The following is a 14823-nucleotide window of genomic DNA, read 5'->3' on the forward strand; positions in this document are numbered from 1 at the left end:
ATTGTTAATATGGATTAACCGATGAAGCTGAGCCTAAAACAAAAACCGCCTAACCAGGCGGTTTTCTTCTAATTCTATACTTCGTTCGAGGTTTCCTCTGCAGTATCTTCCTGCATTCCCTTACGCGCTGCGGACATAAACAAAATGATCAGCACAAATGCGATCAGCGCCATGAACGGAATGGTGATAAATCCCCACCAGTTCAAGTAGTCGAAATTACACGGGATGCCTACCTTGCACGGAAGCAGCTTGGACATCGCCGGAATCTTTTGCTCGGCATAATGGTATATAGAGATGCAACCGCCGATCACACTGAGAGGAATGGCATAGATGGCTGCCGAACGGTCATTACGGTAAGCTGCGATCCCAAGCACAACTACTTGAGGGTACATGAAAATCCGCTGAAACCAGCACAATCTGCAGGGTTCATAATGCAACACTTCGCTTAAATACAGGCTGCCCAAGGTAGCTACTAACGAGACCAGCCAGGCTAGATAAACACCGTAATTTCTGAAAAAAGAGCGCATCCGCCGATCCTCTCCCCACATTATTTATTATTTGACGCGTTATCTATGGCTTGCTTGAACTCATCATAGTTTCCAAGATTGCCGGTAAACTCTACGCCGTTAATAAAGAATGTAGGGGTGCTGTCAATTTTGAGCTTGTCAGCTTTGTTGTAATGCTCGGTAACTTCGTTTATATACGTTTTATCCTCGATATCTTTCTGAAGCAAATCATAGTCGACAGGAAGATTGATCTCCTTCGCGAGCCCGACCAAATATTCAGCCGTAGCCCACTGGACCTTCTCCTCGCCTTGGTTGCCATAAATAGCGTCAAAATAAGTCCAAAAAGCGTCCTTGTTCTGATGATACACCGACTGCACGGCAAGCGCCGCCGTCGTCGAATCGGGTCCGATAAACGGAAGATTCATGAAATAGAACGCCACTTTCCCCTGCTCTATATAGTCATTAACCAGCTGCGGTTTGATGGTGTCGTTGGCTATTTTACAAGCCGGACATTTGAAATCCCCAAATTCCACGATTTTGACCGGAGCATCGCTTTGCCCAAGCACTGGCAAATTGTCGTAATCAAACGAGGCGGCTTTTACGACCGGCTTCGGATCCAAAGATAGGACGACAACAATGAGAATGAGCAGAACGCCCACGGTGGAGAACCAAATCAACCGTCTTTTCCGCTGCTGTTGCAACAATTTTTCCGCATTCGATTTTCGCTGAGCCAAGGCGTTTCCTTGTTTTTTCGGTGGCATGCAACCCCTTCTTTCCTCTTATAAAATAGTAACTTTGCTAGATCCTGCAACCATTCTAGTTACAAAATCAATTTTCGTCAAGTTAAGAGGAAAAGAGAGGAAATCCAAAAAAAATGGCGGTGTCAGGATCCAGTCCTTATGCCGCCATTTTCTTCATATTCCTATTATGTTATTAACGGTCCAAGAGGAACTACGCGTCGTTTCCGTCCGCTGTACCGATATCCCCTTCTGTCTCCTCGCCAGCCGTTTCCGCCGATTCGGCACCTGTTCCGGTATCCACTTCTTCCTCGACCACGCGTGGCAGCACGATGGAAGCCAGCAGTTCTTCCTCAGCACCGATGAGAGTAATCCCGCTTGGCAAACTTACATCTGCCGCAGTCAACTTATCGCCGGTTCCAAGCGAGCTAATATCGACTTCGATATTTGCCGGCAAATCATCCGGCAATCCCTCGACTTCCAGTTCCGTAGCTTGAACCTGTAACACGCCACCGGCCTTTGTGCCTTCAGCAGTACCGGTTAAGTGCAACGGTACTTTTACGCGGATCGGTTTGTTCTTGGACACCTTCTGGAAATCGACATGCGCGACAACGCCTCTGCGCTGCTGGATCTCCTTGATCAGTGCCGGGTAAGTTTCCCCGCCCTCTACCTTCAGATCAAAAAACTCCGACCGGCCGGTCCGCGACACTTTTGCCAAATCCTTAGCGTCAACGTGAATCGGCAGACTCTCCGTTTGCGCTCCATATATAACTGCCGGAATCCGTCCGCCTTCTCTCAATTGCCGCAGCGACGCCCGGGTAAATTCTTCTCTTCGCGAAGCACTCAAACTTTGGTTCGTTGCCATATGCATCTACCTCCTGGAATTTGTGCCATATGACTATCTTACCCAATTCGAGGCCTTCTTTAACGACGCCGACATAAAAAGATGTCGGCGCTTCATCGCTTTTTTGATGTGAAAAAGAATGAATGGGGGTCGACAGACACCTGCTTGAGCTGTGATGGGACTTATCAATTAATGAACATTTGCATGCATGAGGTTAGTTAGATGGCTAGTCGATAATTGCTATAGGTGAATGGTGGACAAGGTGATCGATTGGCTTGAGAGAGGGCTTCGGCGACGTGATGAGATATTAGTGGTGAGTTAATGAGGGAGGTGGGTGTGAAGAGTGATGAGCAGAGTGGATGTTGTTGTGTTGGGTGATGCGTAATTTGGATAGCGTGAGGATGGGCGGTAAGCAAAGTGGGCGGTGGGATGGTGGTTTGATGGGTGATGGGTGATGGGTGATACCTAATGAGAATGATGAGGTGATGGGTGATGAGTAATGTGGGTATTGAGGTGCGCAGTTTCTCTAACGGACATAGGAGACCTTAACTAGCTGTTTTTAGCCTCCTGAGCAATCTAACGGACACGGGAGACCTTATTCGCCTGAATTTGTTCATTTTCTTCGATGTGTCGCACGAATAAGAGCTCTGATGTCCGTTAGAAAAGTAAATCCTCGTTTTCGGGAGGTTTAACGTCTCTCATGTCCGTTAGATTACGCAACTGCGACTATTTTGCATCAGAAAGCCCCGAAAACGTGGCTGGGTCGGTTGCTCAGGCAGCTCAGGCAGCTCAGGCTGGTCGGTTACTCAGGCAGGTAGCTTAGGCAGCGCCAGTATTGTAGCAATGGGAACACTAAGGTGCGAGTTTCTCTAACGGACATAGGAGACCTTAACTAGCTGTTTTTAGCCTCCTGAGTAATCTAACGGACACAGGAGACCTTAATCGTCTGAATATGTCCATCTTCTTTGAGGTTCGGCACGAATAAGAGCTCTGGTGTCCGTTAGAAAAGTAAATCCTCGTTTTCGGGAGGTTTAACGGCTCTCATGTCCGTTAGAATTGGAAGCTGTTGCTACATTGCACCAGAAATCGCAGAAATCGAGGTTGCGTCGGCAGCGGGACAGCCCAGTCGCAGAGCCAAAGTAGTCAAGCAGACAGCTCAGTTAGCTTAGGCAACTCAGTCACGTAGGCAGCTCAGGCTGGTCGTCTGCTCGGGCTGGTCGTCTGCTCAGGCAGCTCAATCTGCCCAGATCGCCCAGGCAGCTCAGTCTGCTTAGACAGCTCAGTCAGCTTAAACCACCAAGAACTAAAAAACCGGTGCCCAAAGGCACCGGAATAGGAAAAACCCAAAATGAAACCCAAAATGTTGGAAAAGAACCAAACCAGCTTATTGCCCGATCCCCCGAACAAGCTTCACGACTTGTTCAGCCGTTTGCTGCTCCAGTGCCTGTTCCGCCAAAGCCTTCATCTCCGCTTTGGAGAGCTTGGAAATTTGCGAACGGGCCGGAAGGATGGATGTCGCGCTCATGCTGAATTCATCAAGACCCAAGCCTAGCAGGAGCGGAATCGCCGTAGCGTCCCCTGCCATCTCCCCGCACATTCCGGCCCAACGGCCTTCTTTGTGGGCTGCATCGATTACCATCTTCACCAAGCGAAGAATCGCAGGGTTATACGGCTGATACAAATAGGAGACACGTTCGTTCATCCGGTCGGCCGCCATCGTGTATTGAATGAGATCGTTGGTTCCGATGCTGAAGAAATCGACTTCTTTGGCGAACTGGTCCGCAAGGACGGCGGTCGAAGGGATTTCGACCATAATGCCTAGCTGAATGGAGTCGGAAACCGCGATTCCCTCGGCGACCAGCTTCTCCTGCTCCTCAAGCAACAGCGCCTTGGCTTCCCGGAATTCATCAAGGGTAGCGATCATAGGGAACATGATTCGCAGATTCCCGTAGGTACTCGCCCGAAGCAGCGCACGAAGTTGGGTCCGGAAAATATCCTTCCGGTCCAGGCAAAGCCGTACCGCGCGGAATCCGAGGAACGGATTCATCTCCTTCGGCAAATCGAGATACGGAAGCTCCTTGTCTCCGCCGATATCAAGCGTTCTGACGACGACGGGCTTGCCCTCCATCTTTTCCAGAACCGTCTTATAAGCGTTAAACTGGACTTCTTCCGAAGGCAGTTCCGTCCGTCCCATATAAAGGAATTCCGTACGGTACAAGCCTACGCCTTCGCCGCCGTTCTCAAGAACGCCGGTCACATCGTTCGGCGTACCTATATTAGCCGCCAGTTCGACATGAACACCGTCTTTCGAGACGGTCGGAACTTCCCGAAGCTTCTTCCACTCTTCGATCTGACGAAGGTGATTGTCCCGTTTGCTCTTGTACTCTTCGATCACCTCTGCCGAAGGATTGACAATAACGGTTCCGTCAAGTCCGTCGACAATGATCATGTCACCGGAATTTACTTGGGATAATACGTCTTTCGTTCCCACTACAGCAGGAATCTCCAAAGAACGGGCCATAATGGCTGAATGGGATGTTCTTCCCCCGATATTTGTCGTAAAGCCCTTAACGTATTTACGGTTTAACTGAGCCGTATCCGAAGGGGTCAAATCCTCGGCGATGACGATGACTTCCTCACTGATATCAGCGGGATTCACATAGTTGAGACCAAGCAGGTGCGTCAGCACCCGTTTGGTCACGTCACGCATGTCGGCCGCGCGTTCCCGAAGGTACGCGCTCTTCATATTCTCGAACATGCTGATGAATTGCTTGGATGTTTCATCCAGTGCATATTCAGCTGTTGCATTTTCACTCGAGATTTTATCGCGAACCGGCGTCAAAAGCTCCGGATCGTTCAAAATCAACAGATGAGATTCGAAGATCTCCGCTTTTTTCTCCCCCAGCTCCTGAAGCGTGCGCTCTTTGATCGCTTCAAGCTCCTGCTGGGAGGTTGCCAGAGCTTCATCCAAACGGGCCAACTCGGCGGCCGGGTCGGCAGCATTTTTATTCTTCACCGTATAATCGGGATGCTCCAGTTTAAAAGCGGGGGCAATCGCTACCCCGGCCGATGCGGCAATGCCGTCGATCTTAAGCATTCACTTCGCCTAACCCTTCGTTAATCATCACATCCGTGAGCGCTTGAAGAGCCTCGGCCGCACTATCGCCTTCCACGATCAGCTTGATCGAGTCCCCTTTTTCCAAACCGAGGGAAAGAACGCCCAAAATCGATTTAAGCGTCACTTTTTTACCGTTTGCCTCTGCAAAAGCTTCTGAATCTTTAAATTTATTAGCGGTATTGACCAAAGCTGTTGCCGGGCGTGCATGGATACCGTCTTCATCTGTAATTCTGAAATTTTTTTCCATTTTAAATGCATCTCGCTTTCTTATTAAGAATTCTCCCTTTTATTTTAAGGGATTGTAATAACCAAATCCAATATCTGCCTTCTCCATGATCCTTTAGCGGATCGATATAATATCCTCTTCGCCTTTTTTCAATGTGCCGGATTTCTTCAACGTCACCACTGAGCCTTCCGGAAGATTGGAGAAAATGATTGGCGAAATGATGGAAGGAGCATGCTCTTTCACATATTCCAGGTCCACTTCCATGATCGGCTGCCCCGCAGAGACCAGGTCTCCTTCATTAACCAGGACATTAAAGCCTTGACCCTTCAGTTTCACCGTATTGACTCCGATATGCACGAGCACTTCTTTGCCGCCATCGGACATGATGCCAACAGCGTGCTTGCTCGGGAATACATTAAATACTTTACCGTAAACCGGAGAGCAAATCGTACCGTCATGCGGCAGAACCGCAAAACCGTCGCCGGTCATTTTTTCGGAAAATACGGGATCCGGTACTTGGGTGATATCCATAAGCTCGCCATTCACCGGCATCACGATATCCTCCTGGATGATCGCATCCCCGTCTTTGGCAGCCTCCTGCTCCACGACGGCTGGCTTTTGCTCTGCAGCATCAACCGTGGCATCTGCCCGTGTCTCAATTCTAGGCGTCTTTCCGCTCATAATATCAGCGATCTGTGATTTGATCGTATCCGAGCGTGTACCGAATATAGCCTGAATATTGTTACCCACTTCCAGAACTCCGGAGGCGCCCAGTTTCTTGAGGCGGTCTTTATCGACGTTTCCTTTGTCCTTCACTTCGACTCGCAAACGGGTAATGCAGGCATCCAGATGCGCGATGTTCGCATCTCCCCCAAGCGCGGTCAATATATTATGCGGAAGCTCGTCTTGAGTAACGCTTTTGCCTTGTTTCGAGTTATCCTCGTCGCCGGCCTCTGTATCTTCACGCCCCGGCGTTTTCAAATTGAACTTTCGGATAACGAACCGGAAGCCAAAATAGTAAATTACGGCGAGAATCAAGCCGACGATAATCACATACCACCAAGGGGTGCGTCCCGGTATAACCCCAAAGATCAGATAATCGATCAATCCGCCGGAAAATGTCATCCCGATTTTGACTCCAAGAATGTGCATGGTCATAAAAGACAAACCCGCAAAGACGCAGTGTACCGCAAAAAGTATCGGAGCTACGAACAAGAACGAGAACTCTAGCGGCTCCGTGATCCCCGTCAAAAACGAAGTCAGTGCCGCGGAACCCATAATGCCCGCCACATACTTTTTATGCTCGGGTTTGGCCTCATGATAAATGGCGAGTGCCGCAGCCGGCAGGCCGAACATCATGAACGGGAATTTCCCGGTCATAAACGTACCTGCGGTAAACGGAACGCCGTCGCGCAATTGGGCCATAAAAATTTGCTGATCGCCGCGTACCAGCTGTCCCGCACTGTTCACATATTCTCCGAACTCGAACCAGAACGGTGAATAGAAAATATGATGGAGACCGAACGGAATCAGCGCTCTCTCGACGACTCCGAAAATGAATGCGGACAAGGTCCGATTCTGCTCAAGCATAAAGTGGGAAGCGGAATTAAGTCCGGTCTGAATCGGCGGCCAGATCACCACCATGATCAAGCCGAGAATAACCGAGGTTGCCGCGGTCATAATTGGAACGAACCGTTTACCGGCAAAGAAGCCCAAATAGGAAGGCAACTCGATTTTGAAGAACCGGTTGTACATACTTGCCGCTAATATCCCGACGATAATCCCGCCGAAAACACCGGTAGCCAGCGTCGGAATCCCCAGTACATTGGCATACGCAGGGTCGGTACCTATCATGGACGGTACGACGCCGATCACCGAGCCCATCGTCACGTTCATGACGAGATAGCCGATAATCGCAGCGAGTCCTGCCACGCCCTCGCCTCCGGCCAAGCCGACAGCTACGCCGACTGCGAATAACAGAGCCAGGTTCGTAAAGACGATTTGCCCTGCATTCATCATTACAGTGGCAATGGCGTGTACAGTATGATTATCCAGAACGGGTACGAGATCAAGGAACTCGGGGCTGACCAGCATATTCCCGATCCCAAGAAGCAGACCGGCAGCAGGCAGCAGTGCTACAGGTAGCATTAGCGCTTTACCGACTCTTTGCAAGACGCCGAATAACCTCTTGAACATAAACATCCTCCTACGTGCAATCTTTGATGTACTAAACAACAAAAAAAGCATAAGCCAATAAAGTTTCCAACTGTACGCCTTATTTACGGTTATAATACCCCGCAAACCGGCGATACAATCAAAAAGCTTTTATCAACTCATGCCTGATCGAATCAGTCACACATTGTGATATATAGTGTTGTTTATCGCAAAGATTATAACAAACCTGCCAAGCAAGCGCAAGTTATGTCATTGGATATGAGGAGGAGCTACCCGGTGCAAATGCATCGTCAAATAACTGACCTCGGCCGGGTAAACGGGCTTGTTCAAGCGCTTTTCCATGATCATCGTTAGCTTCCCAGCAAGGGAATACAGCAAGGGATATTCCTGCTTTAACAGGGTATCCAGTTTCTCCACTTCTCCGACCTGCTCACCTCGACGGATGCGTTCAATCGCAAACCGCAAATGCGTAAGAAGGCGGGAATAGTCCAGCGAGTTTCGCAAAATCGTAAACTTGAGCTCTTCCTCAATGGCGGCGACAAGGTCCGCAATCAGTTGGGCATGCCCACGTACTTCGCTGATATGCCGATTCGTCATCGCACTGTTGATATGAAGGGCTACGAATCCGATTTCATCTTCCCCCAGGTCAACCCCCAATTTTCTATGAATCAGCTTGATTGCATACTCCGCCAATTCATATTCGACAGGATAGATCTCCTTGGTTTCATACAAAAACGGATTGTGGAAAGCGATATCCTGTTCAGCTCTCTTGATGGCAAAAGCGAGGTGATCCGTGAGCGCGATATGTATATGTTCATTCAGTTCAGTTTGTGTCTTGCGTGAAATATACATAATGATCTCGCCGATGATCTCGATCAATTGCTCATCTACCTGCGGAACGAGCTGTTTGTACTGCTCCTGTTCGTGCTGGTTGGTCAGAATGAACATCTTTTCTACCGATTCGAGAGGAATGGAATCGCCTGTTTTCCGGTTAAAACCAATGCCTTTACCGATCACGACAACTTCGCCGTGCTCGGGATGATGGGCAATGATGACGTTGTTATTCAACACTTTGGCCACTTGAAGGCTGTTCACAATTGCACCTCATTTTAACTGCATTATTCTGTTCTCCGGAACGCTTATGCCTATTATAATCCACGTCCCTTCTCCTTGCCAGACATTACTTCAAATAATACAAAAGCATCCCCAGGATTATAGAAAAGCATCCCTCCGGGTCGAAGGGATGCTTCATTTGTATATTATTTATTCTCTTACAAAGTGCCGAGCTTTACGGGGTTTCTTGCGAAGCGGCGCTTTCAAGCAGCACGGAAGCTTTGGCTGCCGGAGCGGGCTCCGCTGCAGGGGGCGAAATTTTACCTTTCGTTAAACCCTTGATAAGCTGATCCAATTCGATGCCCGAAACGTTCTTGAGCATTTCCGGAGCGGTCGCCATCAGCTCTGTCACATAATTGCTGACCCGGGCGGCCCCTTCTCCTTTTCCGGTATCGACTACCGTCAACTTGTCGATCGATGAGATCGGAGTCGCGATTTTGCCGGCCAGTTCAGGCAGCATTTTCACGACGATATCGAGGATAGCCGCCTCGCCGAATTTCTGGAAGGCTTCGGCCAACTTTTCCTTCGCTTCCGCCTCCGCAAGACCCCGAAGCCGGATGATTTCCGCATCCGCCGTACCTTTGGCCCGCTCGGCATCCGCAATCGCGAGACCCTCGAGCCGTTTTTGTTCGGCGGAAGCTTTGGCCTGAGTTTCGATAGAGTATTGCACGGCGTCGGCTTCCCGCATTTTCCGCGCTTTATCCGCTTCAGCCGCCTGCTCCACCGCATACCGGTCGGCATCGGCTTTCTTCTTCACTTCCGCATCGTATTGCTTCTGCCGAACCATAATTTCTTTATCCTGCAAATCGATTTCGCGCTCTTTGCGGACCAGTTCGACCTTCATCTGTTCCTCGACCATCGTTTGCTTAGCCCGCGCCTCCTGAATATGGTAAGCCTGATCGGCTTCCGCTTTGGCGGTGTCCTGTTCCTTCTTAAAGGAGGCTACCTTCAGTTCCTTCTCCTTGGAGGCTTCCGCGATATTCGTATCCCGCAAAAGTTCCGCCTTCTGTCCAGATTCCTCGGCCAGCGCTTTCTGAATCCGCGAATCCCTAAGTGCTTCCGCTTCGGCAATTTCAGCGTCCCGCTTGACCGCCGCAATCCGCGGTTTCCCGAGCGCTTCCAGATAACCATGTTTGTCGCGCACATCCTTAATCGTGAAGGAGACGATTTGCAGCCCCATCTTCTTAAGATCCCGTGCCGCAACACCCTGAACCTCTTGGGCAAACTTGTCACGGTTCCGGTATACTTCCTCTACCGTCATGGAACCGAGAATGGAACGCAGGTGGCCTTCCAGCACTTCCTGTGCTTCGCCTTTCAGAGATTCAATCGGCTTGCCCATGAATTGTTCGGCCGCAGTCGCCACGTCTTCCACCGAGCTGCCCACTTTTATAATTGCAACGCCATCCGCAGAAACGGGAACTCCTTGTTCGGTATATACCTCGGGAGTCATGACGTCCAGTTTGTGGGACAGCAAGGACATGAATTCGGCCTTCTGGAATATCGGCCAGATAAAAGCGCCGCCCCCGCGGACGATCTTGATCTTCCGGCCGGATTCATCATCGGAAATGTTACGGCTTCCCAGGAAGGACCCCGTTACGATCATCGCTTCATCCGGACTTACGGTTTTATAGCGCGTCCAAAACGCCAGACCCAGCACAATAATGACGGCAATGACAACAATAGGGATAAGCAAGAAATCAGGTACTGCTTCAAACAATTACACCAGCTCCTTTTTTTGTTCGGTTTCGTACAGCTCGGATACATGAACGACGCCATCCTTGGAATCCACGATCACAACCAGTGCTCCGGCGGGAATATTCCGCCGATCCCAACTGGCGGCCGTGTGTAACGTATTGCCAGCAACGAATTTGACCATAACCTCCCCAAAACCTTTTGAGGGAATTGGTACGGTCACTTCACCGAGCTTACCGGGAAGTTCGGTACTGGAATACCCGATTGAATTCTCGCTGTTCTCCATCGGCTTCACATAAGCAAAATAGATCAGCACTGAAAAACTAAGCGCGATCAAAACCGCCAGAGTAACAACACCGAAATTACCGATTCGGGTATAGCGGGTTAGCAAAATACCCGCACCTCCAAACGTGGTAATCGCGGAGGCTGTCACGACCGGCTTCAAGAAGTCCACCGAGAACACGTCAAATACCCCTTCCAGCCAACTTCCGACAACATCTCCTAAAATGGCGCTGATTAAAGCAAAGAGTGCGCCGCCTGCAAAACAGCTCCAGAACAAAACCTCCAAACCGTCCCCCCCCTTTCTGCTCAAACCTTAACTCTTTATAATTGTTACGTTATTACTTCTGCATTGTTTCAATAATTTCCCTGCTTTGGACAGAAAAAAACCTCTCTTTTCACCAAAAGAGAGGTTTTATGACGAATAAGGCTTATACAAAAAGGTTGGATGAAGCAACCTCTTATAACGAGCTTTGGTAAATTTCCATAACGTCCTGCTTATTAAGCAGTGCGAAATTGCCGAAGGATCCGAAACGAACCGCCTTGTCGGCCATGATCTCCAAGTTGCTGCCGTCGATCTCATAATCAGCCAACCGGCTCGGCGCACCAATGGAATTCCAGAACGAGCGAAGGGCTTCAATCCCCTCCTCGGCAACAGCTTGATCACTCTTGCCTTCCGGATTCACGTCAAACACGTTGATAGCCAAGCGTTTGAACCGGGCAATGTCATGATGCATGACATGCTTCATCCAGTTCGGGAACAGGATGGCGAGCCCGCCGCCATGCGGAATATCGTACACCGCCGAAACCGCATGCTCAATGTTGTGGGTTGCCCAGTCTCCCGACAGTCCCATATTCAAAACGCCGTTCAAGGCCATCGTTCCGCAATAGAGAATCGTTTCGCGATATTCCGTGTTTTCCAGGTCTTCAATCAGTTTAGGTGCCGTTTCAATCACCGTACGAAGTACGGTTTCACAGAACCCGTCCTGGACAGGAGTGTTGGTGTCCTTATGAAAATAATGCTCAAACACATGCGACATGATATCGACCATACCGTATACGGTTTGATCTTTCGGCAAGGATACCGTATTTTCCGGCTCGAGAATCGAAAACGCAGGGTAAGCGAATTTACTGCCCCAGCCCAGCTTCTCCTTAGTCACTTCATTGGAAATAACCGAGTTCCCGTTCATTTCCGAACCGGTTGCCGCCATGGTCAGCACCGTACCCAGTGGAAGCGCGTCTTTCGGCGCAGCCTTCCGTTCAGCGAAATCCCACATATCGCCGTCATACTTGGCCCCGACAGCAATCGCCTTCGAACAGTCAAGCACGCTTCCGCCCCCGACGGCAAGCACCAGTTCGATGCCCTTCGTTTTGCACAGCTCCACGCCGCGATGCACGGTGGACAATCGCGGATTCGGCTCCACACCGGACAGCTCGATTACTTCCGCTCCGATTTCTTTCAGGATTGCTGTCACTTTATCGTACAGCCCGCTGCGCTTAATGCTGCCGCCTCCATAGACCAACAATACCTTGCTTCCATAGCGGGGAACCTCTTGTGTTAATGCCTGCAATTGATCTTTGCCGAAAATCAGCTTAGTCGGATTATGAAATTGAAAACGATCCATGTTTCGTTCCCTCCTGATCATGAAATAAGATGAACATGCCATCTTTGATTATACTGCCATTCAAGACGTGAAAACAAACGCCACGCCGGAACTATTAAGGCTTAAGTGGGAAATCTAATGTGTTTAGTGAGGGGCGGTTTAGGCAGTTTAGGCGATATAGCTTATTGTGTCACTGCACCCTCATTGGATTTTTTCGGGTCTGTCAAGATTTTTGTGTAAACTCATTGTCAAGCAAATCCCCCGAGGGGGATTTGGCGTTTCTAACGTAAATAGTTACTGATGCGATCCGGAAAGAAGACGGATAGCTGGAGTAGCATTTGCCCCCAATTTTGGACACGACCTGTCCATTTACGAGTAACATCCATTGTGGCTAGGTAGAGCATTTTAAGCAAGGCTTCATCGGTAGGGAAAATGCTTTTTCCTTTGGTCACTTTACGAAGCTGCCGGTGGTAGCTTTCAATCATGTTGGTAGTATAGATGAGTTTGCGGATCTCCGGCGGGTATTTGAAAAACGTTGAGAGCTCTCCCCAGTTGTTTCTCCAAGAGCGAACAATGAGCGGATACTTGGTGCCCCAAACTTCCTCGAACCGATCCAGTTCAAGCAGGGCGCCTTCTTCCGTGGCTGCTTTGTAAATCGGCTTCAAGTCAGCGGTGACTTTCTTAAGATCTTTGTACGATACGTAGCGAGTGGAATTACGGATCTGGTGAATGATACACTTTTGGATTTCGGTCTTTGGATAGCAAGCTGCAATCGCTTCAGAGAAGCCACTTAGGTTGTCCACACAGATAATAAGGATATCTTGGACCCCTCGATTTCGAAGGTCATTGAGTACGCTGAGCCAGAACTTGCTGGATTCGTTCTCGCCAATCCACATACCCAGCACATCCTTATTCCCATCCAGATCAATTCCGATCACCATGTATGCAGCTTTATTTACAATAGCTCCGTCCTGTTTCACTTTAAAATGAATCGCGTCCATGTATATGACCGCGTAGACACCTTGAAGTGGCCGATTTTGCCATTCCTTGATGAGAGGTACGATTTTGTTCGTAACATTGGATATGAGTGTAGGCGAGACTTCGATTCCGTACAGATTTTGGAGATGATCCTGAATCTCCCGAGTGCTGACACCTTTAGCGTAAAGAGCTATAATCTGATCTTCGATTCCGGTCACATTCTTCTGATGTTTCTGTATAACCAAGGGCTCAAACTCACCCAAACGATCCCGAGGGACCATGATTTCTTGCTCACCGTACTCGCTAACCACTGTCTTTTTACTCTTGCCATTCCGGCTATTGGGTGTTACTTTGGCTTTAACTTCATGCTTCTCATATCCAAGATGTGTATCGAGTTCTGCCTCCAACATCTCTTGAATGGTCTCTGCAAACAACTCTTTCAAAGCGTTCTGTGCATCTTGAGCCGTTACCAGTTTGTTCTCCTTAATGAAAGCTCGTAATTGCTCTTTTGTCCAAAGTCCCATGTGTTCCCCCAACCTTTCTATTACTTTCCATTTTAGTAGAATTGGGAGTTTACACAAATTATTTTACAGACTCATTTTTTCCAACGAAATCTCCGATTTAGGTCAAAAATTCAGACGCGATTGGATTTTTTCCAATGACGAGGCTGAGAAAACAGCCCAAAACCTCATCAAACCTGCTCTAATCACTTTGCTCATTGGATTTTCTCCAACCAAATCTGATTTTCAACAGATATTAGACTATATGATTGGATTTTATCCAATCGCGCACAGACTGGTAGGCACATACCACAACACTTAACACTAACCAGCTCCCTCACTAACTCACTACTCACTACTCACTAACTCACTACTCACTCCACAAACCAAATACCACATACACATAGCACATAGCACATAGCACCTACCACATTCTACCTACCTCACTCCACACCCAAACTCCACATACCACCTAACATTTACCATCCACTTCATTCCACACTATCTACTTTAACAACTTAACTTCAACTCTTTCGCTCCATTAGCCACTACTAGGAATGATCCGGTTAGATCAAGGCAAGTTAGTTGGAAAAATCCAATTAAAACGGCTAGTATACGCGACTCTTCGCTGTTTCATTGGATAATCTCTTAGGCCCCCTAATAAAACTGGAGTCCTCCTACCCAAAAAATTTATACTAGAAGTAAGGGAGAGGATCCAGTATGGGGAAAAAGCGGAAAGAAGAAATCAAAATTCAAATCGTTAAAGAAGCATTGTCTGGAATTAAGGTGGGGGTGTTGGCCCGCATGTATGATTTGCATCCTGAAACCATTCGTTTGTGGGTTAAAGAGTATCGTGATTCAATTCCAACAGAAGAAATCCCTGCAACAGATGAGCATTTGCAAGAACTACGGCGACTGCAAGATGTTGAGCAACGCTATGAAAAGGCGGTTAAAGTGCTCGGGGAGAAGGAACTCGAAATAGAGATACTTCGTGAATTATTAAAAAAGCAGAACCCCGCTTATCCGAAAAATTCGAAATAGCAGAGCAATT

At 48.7% G+C, this 14823-nt stretch carries 12 protein-coding genes; 1 reads left to right on the top strand and 11 read right to left on the bottom strand.

Going from position 1 to position 14823, the window contains the following annotated elements; all coding sequences use genetic code 11:
* Positions 1–74: 74 nt before the first annotated feature.
* From NYE70_RS10420 to NYE70_RS10470, 11 genes are all read right to left on the bottom strand, one after another.
* On the bottom strand, positions 75–527 hold the full coding sequence (locus NYE70_RS10420) for a disulfide oxidoreductase (protein ID WP_341045924.1): 453 nt from the start codon (positions 525–527) through the stop codon (positions 75–77).
* A gap of 20 nt (positions 528–547) precedes the next feature.
* The gene (locus tag NYE70_RS10425; RefSeq protein WP_211020076.1) at positions 548–1267 is read right to left on the bottom strand and encodes a DsbA family protein; all 720 of its coding nucleotides are present in this window, start codon (positions 1265–1267) and stop codon (positions 548–550) included.
* A 190-nt stretch (positions 1268–1457) separates the two neighbouring features.
* Entirely contained in the window at positions 1458–2114 is a 657-nt protein-coding gene (locus NYE70_RS10430; protein WP_373316830.1) for a 50S ribosomal protein L25, read from the bottom strand.
* Between the two features lie 1357 nt (positions 2115–3471).
* Positions 3472–5184, bottom strand: a complete 1713-nt coding sequence (gene ptsP, locus NYE70_RS10435; protein ID WP_341045926.1) for a phosphoenolpyruvate--protein phosphotransferase — start codon at positions 5182–5184, stop codon at positions 3472–3474.
* Positions 5177–5452, bottom strand: a complete 276-nt coding sequence (locus NYE70_RS10440) for an HPr family phosphocarrier protein (protein ID WP_211020079.1) — start codon at positions 5450–5452, stop codon at positions 5177–5179. The genes ptsP and NYE70_RS10440 overlap by 8 nt, the downstream gene beginning before the upstream one ends.
* A 93-nt stretch (positions 5453–5545) precedes the next feature.
* Entirely contained in the window at positions 5546–7627 is a 2082-nt protein-coding gene (gene ptsG, locus NYE70_RS10445; protein ID WP_341045927.1) for a glucose-specific PTS transporter subunit IIBC, read from the bottom strand.
* Between the two features lie 228 nt (positions 7628–7855).
* Entirely contained in the window at positions 7856–8701 is an 846-nt protein-coding gene (glcT, locus tag NYE70_RS10450) for a glucose PTS transporter transcription antiterminator GlcT (RefSeq protein ID WP_280520389.1), read from the bottom strand.
* A 193-nt stretch (positions 8702–8894) separates the two neighbouring features.
* A complete protein-coding gene (locus NYE70_RS10455; RefSeq protein ID WP_211020081.1) occupies positions 8895–10436 on the bottom strand; it encodes a flotillin family protein in 1542 nt (513 codons plus the stop codon).
* Positions 10437–10979 (bottom strand): protease, encoded by a 543-nt coding sequence (locus NYE70_RS10460; RefSeq protein ID WP_211020082.1) that lies wholly within the window; start codon positions 10977–10979, stop codon positions 10437–10439.
* 172 nt (positions 10980–11151) lie between these two features.
* Positions 11152–12315: an iron-containing alcohol dehydrogenase gene (locus NYE70_RS10465; RefSeq protein ID WP_341045928.1), complete on the bottom strand. Its 1164-nt coding sequence runs from the start codon at positions 12313–12315 to the stop codon at positions 11152–11154.
* Positions 12316–12575: 260 nt separating this feature from the next.
* On the bottom strand, positions 12576–13796 hold the full coding sequence (locus tag NYE70_RS10470; RefSeq protein WP_211020084.1) for an IS256 family transposase: 1221 nt from the start codon (positions 13794–13796) through the stop codon (positions 12576–12578).
* Between the two features lie 696 nt (positions 13797–14492).
* Between NYE70_RS10470 and NYE70_RS10475 the strand changes: the two genes are divergently transcribed.
* A complete protein-coding gene (locus NYE70_RS10475) occupies positions 14493–14813 on the top strand; it encodes a transposase (protein ID WP_211020868.1) in 321 nt (106 codons plus the stop codon).
* The last annotated feature ends 10 nt before the right edge of the window (positions 14814–14823 follow it).

The sequence above is a fragment of the Paenibacillus sp. FSL R5-0407 genome, from assembly GCF_038009185.1.
Lineage (GTDB): Bacteria > Bacillota > Bacilli > Paenibacillales > Paenibacillaceae > Fontibacillus > Fontibacillus vini.